The following is a 7818-nucleotide window of genomic DNA, read 5'->3' as shown; positions in this document are numbered from 1 at the left end:
ACTGCGCCGATGGTACTGCATGCGGGAGCGTGTGGGAGAGTAGGACACCGCCGAACTCCTTTTGAAGGGCCCGTGGTTCACAGCGTGCTTGCGCTGTAGGCCACGGGCCCTTTTCTGTATTCAAGAGAGCTACGTGCACGGGCCGGACCGAAGCCTCGTCGGGAGTGGGGGCCAACACCCCACCCGGCGGGGCCTCTTCATGTCGTCACAAGCCTCGGTGCGCAGGCATGCATGTGCGGGGCCGCTGGGGGAAGGCGGTGGGTCTGGGAGTGCACAAGGCGGGGTCGGCGTGGGGCGCCGACCCCGCCGCTTCGTGTCTCAAGTGCAGCGCAAATCGCTACTGCTGTCCTGTGTCCTGCGGCAGTATCGGGTTATGACGTACAAGATCCGGGCGGTGCTGGCGGAAGACTGGGAGTTGCTGCGTGAGTTGCGGCTCGCAGGGCTCGCGGATCCTGTGGCGTCGGTGGCCTTCAACGAGACGTACGAGAACGCGGCCGCGCAAGGCGACGAGTTCTGGCGCCGGCGTGCCGCGCAGGGTTCGCAGGGGCTGCTTGCCGAGACGTTCATCGGCGAGGACGAAGAGGACGGCGGGCGTTGGGTCGGCAGTGCGACGGTGCTGGACGAAGGTGAGAGTGCGCACGTCGTGGGCGTCTACGTCCGCCCCGAGCACCGGGGAACTGGGCTGGCGGACGAGCTTTTCCGTGCGGTGGAGGAGTGGGCGTGTGAACGTCCGTACGTGACGCGGATGTTGCTGCACGTCCACGAGCACAATCCGCGGGCCGAGGCCTTCTATCGGAGGATCGGGTACGTGCACACCGGGGCCTTCGTGAGTGATCCGAAGGCGCCGGTGCTGAAGGAGTACGAGATGGTGCGGGAGCTGTCGCGCCGTTCCGGCTGAGGGGCCGTCCCTATACGGGGAGTTGAAGCACTGACGTGAGTGGTGGGTCGAGCCGGCCGGGGGATGACCGTGCGGCCACGCGGCGGCCGTGCTCGACCACGCTCTGGGCGAGCGCATTCAGGATCGGCATCAACTCGGGGTCTTCGCCCACGACATAGAGCGTGCCCGTTTCGTCGATGAAGGATTCCAGGGCGATGCGGTCCGCGCGGGCGGCGGTACACGCGTTGCGTACGTGGAGCTGGGAGAGCGGGGAGAGGGCCCGGCGCACGAGTTCCGTGGCGTCCTTGCGGCGTTCGGGGTGGCCCGTGAGCGTGGCCTCCAGCTCGCCGGCGGCTCCGGACGACGCCTTGGGATGGGTGCGGAGCGTCTGGACGGGATCCGTGGGGGCGGTCTTGGCGAGTGCCCAGCGGTGCACTTCGCGGAACGGGCGGTCGTCGAGGGCCGCGGCGTGGAGCCAGGAGCTCAGAAGCGTCTCCGCCGCCGAGTGCGTCTCGGCGTCGAGGGGGCGGGACGAACGCAGCGGTGCGAGGAGCGCCGCGGCGCGTGCCGCTGCGGTGGCCCGGTCGGCACAGCCCTGGTGAGGCGACCAGCGCAAGCGGTCCGGTGTGTCGCACAGTTGGCCCGGGTCGAAGAGGTGGACGGGGCCGAGCTTCGCCCGGGAGTCCTTGGTCGCCGCCCAGAGTTCGGTGTCGGACGTCGCGACGAGGACGGCCCCCGGGGCGTCCCGCACACGGGTGTACGGGGTTGCCGCGTCGTGTGAGGCGTCGTCGCGCTCCGGTTCTTGGACGCGTTCGGCAACGGGCGCGGAGACGGGTGCGGGGGTGGGCGCCGGGGAGGGCTCGGGGGCGCGGACGGGCGGTGTCTGTGGCTCCGGCTCATCTGCCGGAACCGGGGTTCGGGCAGGCGGCGTGGTCCGTACGTCCTCGTCGGGCGCGGTGGTCTCGGCCTTCTCGGCGACAGGACGCGAGCGGCGGGCCGCGCGGACGGCGCGGGCGCGCGTGACCGTACCGACGGCGAAGACCGTGAGGACGGTCAAGATCAGCAGCTGTCCGATGAACAGGCCCCAGAACAGCCCGTATCCGGAGAGCCGGGAGGGATCGACTCCCGGCCAGGCGCCGGCCAGGTCGCGCGGGTCGGAGGCCAGGTCGCGCATCGCCATGGGTGTGCGGGTGAAGGAGACGCCCTCGGGCCATGAGCCGTGTGAGAGGAGCCCGGCGAGGCCGGTGGCCGTCCAGGTGAGGACGGTGGTGCCGAGGAGCAGCGCGAGTACGCCCATCAGCAGGCCGTCCGGGATGCCGCCTCCCCCGGTGCCGCCTCTCGACGGGCCGCGGTGAGGGGGTCGCGACGGGCCGCCCCGTGCGTATCGCGGCCGGTCCGAGAAGCGGCCGCCGTCCATGTGGGGGCCGCCGTAGCTCCGGTCGCCGCCGGGGCCGTGCCCGTGTCCGTAGCGGTCGTCGTAGCCGTAGTCGTACGACATGGCTAGGCGACGGTGGAGTTGGAGGACGGTGACTGTTCGATGGCGAGTGCCCGTGCCTCCGCCTCGGCCTCCAGATCGGCTTCGAGCGAAGCGTCGAAGCTCTCCGGCTCGGACGAGGCCTCCGTCATGGCGCGGTCGGTGAAGACCAGCGGACGCTCTGCCTCTGTCACCAGATGCTTGACGACCTGCACATTGCCGTTGACGTCCCACACGGCGATGCCCGGCGACAGCGTCGGGATGATCTCGACGGCCCATCGGGGCAGGCCGAGGACCTTGCCGGTGGCTCGCGCCTCGTCGGCCTTCTGCGCGTAAATGGTCCGTGTAGAGGCCATCTTGAGGATCGCGGCGGCTTCTCGGGCGGCGGCACCGTCGACCACGTCCGACAGGTGGTGGACCACGGCCACGAACGAAAGGCCCAGCCGGCGGCCGAACTTGAGCAGCCGCTGGAAGAGCTGCGCCACGAACGGGCTGTTGATGATGTGCCACGCCTCTTCCACCAGGAAGATGCGCTTCTTGCGGTCCGGCCTGATCCAGGTGTGCTCCAGCCAGACGCCCACGATGGCCATCAGGATCGGCATCGCGATCGAGTTGCGGTCGATGTGGGAGAGGTCGAAGACGATCAGCGGGGCGTCGAGGTCGATGCCGACGGTCGTCGGGCCGTCGAACATGCCGCGCAGGTCGCCGTCGACCAGCCGGTCGAGGACGAGGGCGACGTCGAGGCCCCAGGCCCGTACGTCGTCGAGGGCGACGTTCATCGCCTCCGCCGACTCCGGCTTGGGGTGGCGCAGCCGCTCGACGATGTCGGTGAGGACGGGCTGGCGGCCTGCCGTCGTGGCGTTCACATAGCTGTGCGCCACCTTCAGCGCGAAGCCCGAGCGCTCGTCCAGGCCGTGGCCCAGGGCGACTTCGATGATCGTACGGAGAAGTGCGAGCTGCCCGGTGGTGGTGATGGACGGGTCGAGGGGGTTGAGGCGGATGCCCTGGTCCAGCGCGGCCGTCGGGTCGAGGCGGATGGGGGTGATGCCCATCTCCTCGGCGATGAGGTTCCATTCGCCGACGCCGTCTTCGCCCTGTGCGTCGAGGACGACGACCTGGCGGTCACGGAAGCGGAGCTGGCGCAGGACGTACGTCTTCTCGAGGGCCGACTTGCCGTTGCCGGACTCGCCGAGCACCAGCCAGTGCGGAGCGGGGAGTTGCTGGCCGTAGAGCTGGAAGGGGTCGTATATGTAGCCCTTTCCGCTGTAGACCTCGCGGCCGATGATGACGCCGGAGTCGCCCAGGCCGGGGGCGGCGGTCGGCAGATAGACGGCCTGCGCCTGTCCTGTCGAAGTGCGCACGGGCAGCCGCGTCGTCTCGGTCTTGCCGAAGAGGAAGCTGGTGAACGCGTCGGTGATCGCTGTCAGTGGATCGAGCGCGGCCATGGGAGTTCCTTCAGCCCCTTCCGCGGCGGATGCCGGTCGCGGACGTCGCGGGTTGTGCCTGAGTTGCGGGTTGTGCGGGCGTCGTCGTGTACGGCGCGGGTGCCGGGTGCGTCGCAAATGCCGTGGCGCCGGCGTGGCCCGGGCGGTGCGGACAACTGCCGTGCCGGCAGCGGCCGTTGATCATGATGCGCGTCCTCCTCAGCGGCGGATACCGGTCGCGAACGGCAGCGTGTTGACGAACGCCCGGTGATGCTCCCTGTCGCACCACTCGAGCTTCAAGTAGCTCTTTCCGGCCGAGGCGCGGATCGTGCGCTTGTCGCGTGCCAGCGAATCCGCGGAGCGGGAGGAGACCGTGATGTAGCCGACGAGGTTGACGCCGGCCGCGCCGGACGCCAGGTCTTCCCCGCGCTGGTCGACGCGGCCGTGCGCGGCGACGTCGCGCGGGTCGATGGTGCGGTTCATCTTCGCCTGCCGGCTGGCCTCGGCGTCGTCGTTGGTCTTCTCGGTCAGCATCCGCTCGATGGCCAGTTCTGTCGGTTCCAGATCCATCACGACCGAGACCGTACGGATCACGTCCGGGGTGTGAACCAGCAGCGGAGCGAGGAAGTTGACGCCGACGGGCGTCATCGGCCACTCCTTCACCCACGCCGTCGAATGGCACCAGGGTGCGCGGGTCGCGGACTCGCGCGTCTTCGCCTGGAGGTACGTCGGCTCCATCGCGTCCAGCTCCGCCGGCCAGGCGTTGCGCTTCGACATGGCCTGGAGGTGGTCGATGGGGTGGTCCGGGTCGTACATGGAGTGGATCAGCGACGCGAGGCGCGCCTGGCCGAGCGGCTGCCGCACGCGGATGTCGGCCTCCGTCAACCGGGCGCAGATGTCGGTCAGTTCGCGGGCCATGACGATCGCGAGGCCCTCGTCCTTGGTCAGCCTCCGACCCGAGCGGCCCGTCGAGCGCTGCGCGGCCTTCGCGATCGCCGCGCCCTCGGCGGCGAGTTCACGTCCGTAGTGCATGCATGCGACGAGATAGGCGCGGTGCTGCTCGCTGGAGGTGGAGACCATCGACTGGAGCTGGTCGTAGGAGTCGCGCAGCCAGAGGGCGGAGCGGTCGTCGCCGCGCTGCTCGACGTCCTTCGCGTGTGCGTCCGGGTCGGCGGGCAGCGTACGGGCCAGCATCTGAAGGCGGGTGACGAAGCCGTCGCCGTTCGCCACGTGCTTGAGGAGAGTGCCGAAGCGGTCGACGAGGGCCTCCTGGTCCTCGCTGTCCCGGAGCCCGACGCCCGGTCCCTCGATCTCGATGCACGCGGTGACGGTACGGCGGTCGGCGTGCAGCAGCACCGCCAGCTCGTCCGGACCGAAGGGCGCCGTCAGCCAGTTGATGCGGCCGACGCCGGGCGGTGGGCCGACCTCGACCTCACGCCCGTCCAGCCGGGTGCCGGCCTCGGCGGCCTCCGAACGGTATGTGGCGCCGCCGCTGCGCAGCAGCCTGCGGTAGGAGCGGTTGATCTCGAACCACTTGTAGAACGTACGGCCCTTGTACGGCACGTAGATCGCGGCCAGTGACAGCATCGGGAAGCCGACGAGGGCGGGGATGCGGAACGCGAGCACCGGAATGAGCAGCCCGCTCATCATGCCCAGGAACGCGCCCACGATGATGAGGCCGATCTCGCCGGTCTCCCGGTTCTTGCCGATGACCGCGTTGGGCCGGGCCCGGCCGATCATGTACGTGCGGCGCGGAGCGGCGGCAGTGTGGGACGCCGTGGTCACCTGCGGTCACCTCCGGTGCGGTTGCCTCCGCCGTTTCTGGCCGGGCGGGACGGTGCGGAGCGGTCGTACGTACGGGGTGCGGGCGGCGCCTGCGGGCGCGGGGCGTCTCCGCCGCCGCCTCCCCCGCCGCCGCGGGTGCTGTGCGCTGCGACGCCGCCGGAGACCTGGCCCGCGGGCTGTTGCTTGGGTCCGGCGCTCTCGCCGCCTCCCCCGGCACCGCCGCCGCCTCCGCCGCGGGCGCTGTGGGTGTTGATGCCCTGCCGTACGAGCGCGGCCGGCGAGGAGACGACCGCGGCGGCGGCACGGGAGGCGGGATCGCGCGAGGCGTTGCGGTGACCCACGATCTCGTCGCCGAAGCCGGGGACGAAGCGGTAGATCATGGCGCTCGCGAAGATCGCCAGGAGGATGATGGCGAGGCCGGAGACGATCGCCGAGAATGCGTCCGGCCCGTCGGACGAGGAGAGCGCGCCGGCCAGCCCGAGCACGATCACGATCACCGGCTTGACGAGGATGACCGCGATCATGATGCCGGCCCAGCGGCGGACGTGGCCCCACATGTTCTTGTCGACCAGGCCCGCGTAGACGGCGGTGCCGAGCAGCGCGCCGACGTACAACAGGGCGGCCCTGACGACGAGTTCGAGATAGAGCACGCCGGCTGCGAGCACGGAGATGAGCGAGACGACGATCAGCATTATCGGGCCGCCGCCGATGTCGTCGCCGTTCTTGAGGGCCTCGGAGAACGTGCCGAAGAACTGGTTCGTCTGATCGGACGTGCCCGACGCGACGACGTCCGTCACGGCGTCCGTCGCCGAGACGACCGTGTAGAGGATGAGCGGCGTGAACGCGGACGCGATGACGGTGAGCCAGAGGAAGCCGACTGCCTCTGTGATGGCCTCGACGAACGGGACGCCGCGGATGGCGCGCTTGGCGACGGCGAGGAGCCAGATCGTGAGCGTGAGAATCGTGGACGCGGCGAAGACGACTGCGTACTGGCGCAGGAACTCGGGGTTGGTGAAGTCGACGTTCGTCGTCTTGTTGACGAGCTCGGAGAGCTTGTCGACGGTCCACGCGGCGGCCTTGGCGCAGCCCTTGGCGAGGGAGGAGAGGGGGTCGAGCGTGCTGGTGGGGTCGGGGGCGGAGCCGCCGCCTCCGCCGCCGCCTTTGTCGCCCTTTTCGCAGTACTCCTTGGCGGGGCCGATCAGCATGTCGCAGTTGTCGTCCGCGGGCGCCGCGGAAGCACGACCGGCAAACAGCATCACGATGCCCTGCACGCTTGCCGCAGCGACTCCGAACCTCAGAAAGCGGTGGTTGTCAACGGGCATACGTGAACCCTCCGTACTCCTCAACCGCCTTGCTGATCTCTTCAGCACCCGACGCCGTGATGTCGCCCTGTACCGGAGCAGGGCCGTCCTTCTGCGTGTCGCTGACAGCCCGCCAGTCATCTCCGGTCCAGCGGAGTTTGAAGGTCCACGTCTTCCAATCGGTGCGCACCGGGTCCTGTGAACCGGACCCTGCCATCCCGATCAGGCCCGTATACCAGACGCCAACTGTGGCCTGCTTCTTGTCGAACTCCGTCACCTTGGTTCCGACTGGGATCGTGCGGCTGATGAACGTCTTGCCCTTCGGTGGTTCACCGTCTTCGTCGAGCCCGAGGCGATCCAGGAACTTCGGGGAATACGCCTTGTCCTGGGGGCCCTTGAGCCTGGAGGCGGCTTCCTCCGTGTAGACAGCGTCCACGATCTCGTGGCGGCTGTCCTTGTTGAACATCCCGTCCCCGCCCAGCGCCACCGCGTAGTTCGCCGCCGCGCTCTCCGCGCCCTGCTGGGAATGGGGGAAGCCCGACGCGATGCCGCCCTTGCCGCCCTTGACCGGCTTCTGGCCGGTGGGTGCCGTCGGTTGGGCGCCGGCGCCGTCCTTGCTGCCCGCGTCGTCGCCTGAGCCCTCGTCGCTCTGGTTGGCGAAGGCGATCGCCGCGATGAGCAGCACCACGACACCGACGATCGTGACGATGCTGCGGCCGGGGCGTGCCGGAGGTCTTCCGCCGCCCTCGCCGCCCGGGAGCCGCGTGCGGGTCGTGGTGAGGGCGGACGGGCCGCGGCCGTAGCCCCCGGCCGCACCCTCGTCGCCCGTACGGTCGCGCTCGCCGTACCCCTCGCCGCCGATGCTCATTCCGGACGTGCCCCCTCGAACCTCATACACAGTCAACTGCCGTCAGTGCATTGTCTCCTCAAACGAAGGTAGCTGTGTCACCGGCCGTA

General features: G+C 69.8%; 6 protein-coding genes. 1 reads left to right on the top strand and 5 read right to left on the bottom strand.

Annotation, left to right across the window (positions count from 1 at the left end; genetic code table 11):
* The first annotated feature begins 373 nt into the window (after positions 1 to 373).
* Positions 374 to 898, top strand: coding sequence for a GNAT family N-acetyltransferase (locus QQM67_RS18955; protein WP_314175107.1), 525 nt, complete (start codon positions 374 to 376; stop codon positions 896 to 898).
* Positions 899 to 908: 10 nt separating this feature from the next.
* Here QQM67_RS18955 and QQM67_RS18950 read toward each other — a convergent pair whose 3' ends face one another.
* The 5 genes from QQM67_RS18950 to QQM67_RS18930 all read right to left on the bottom strand — a co-directional run bounded on the left by QQM67_RS18950 (position 909) and on the right by QQM67_RS18930 (position 7729).
* Positions 909 to 2375: a hypothetical protein gene (locus QQM67_RS18950; RefSeq protein WP_314175105.1), complete on the bottom strand. Its 1467-nt coding sequence runs from the start codon at positions 2373 to 2375 to the stop codon at positions 909 to 911.
* A gap of 2 nt (positions 2376 to 2377) precedes the next feature.
* The gene (locus QQM67_RS18945; protein ID WP_314175104.1) at positions 2378 to 3796 is read right to left on the bottom strand and encodes an ATP-binding protein; all 1419 of its coding nucleotides are present in this window, start codon (positions 3794 to 3796) and stop codon (positions 2378 to 2380) included.
* A 198-nt stretch (positions 3797 to 3994) separates the two neighbouring features.
* Entirely contained in the window at positions 3995 to 5560 is a 1566-nt protein-coding gene (locus QQM67_RS18940) for an SCO6880 family protein (protein WP_314175103.1), read from the bottom strand.
* Positions 5557 to 6882: a hypothetical protein gene (locus QQM67_RS18935; protein WP_314175102.1), complete on the bottom strand. Its 1326-nt coding sequence runs from the start codon at positions 6880 to 6882 to the stop codon at positions 5557 to 5559. The genes QQM67_RS18940 and QQM67_RS18935 overlap by 4 nt, the downstream gene beginning before the upstream one ends.
* The gene (locus tag QQM67_RS18930) at positions 6872 to 7729 is read right to left on the bottom strand and encodes a hypothetical protein (RefSeq protein ID WP_314175101.1); all 858 of its coding nucleotides are present in this window, start codon (positions 7727 to 7729) and stop codon (positions 6872 to 6874) included. The genes QQM67_RS18935 and QQM67_RS18930 overlap by 11 nt, the downstream gene beginning before the upstream one ends.
* Positions 7730 to 7818: the final 89 nt, after the last annotated feature.

It is taken from the genome of Streptomyces winkii, from assembly GCF_032248595.1.
GTDB lineage: Bacteria > Actinomycetota > Actinomycetes > Streptomycetales > Streptomycetaceae > Streptomyces > Streptomyces winkii.
This window is presented reverse-complemented; position numbering and strand designations above follow the sequence as displayed.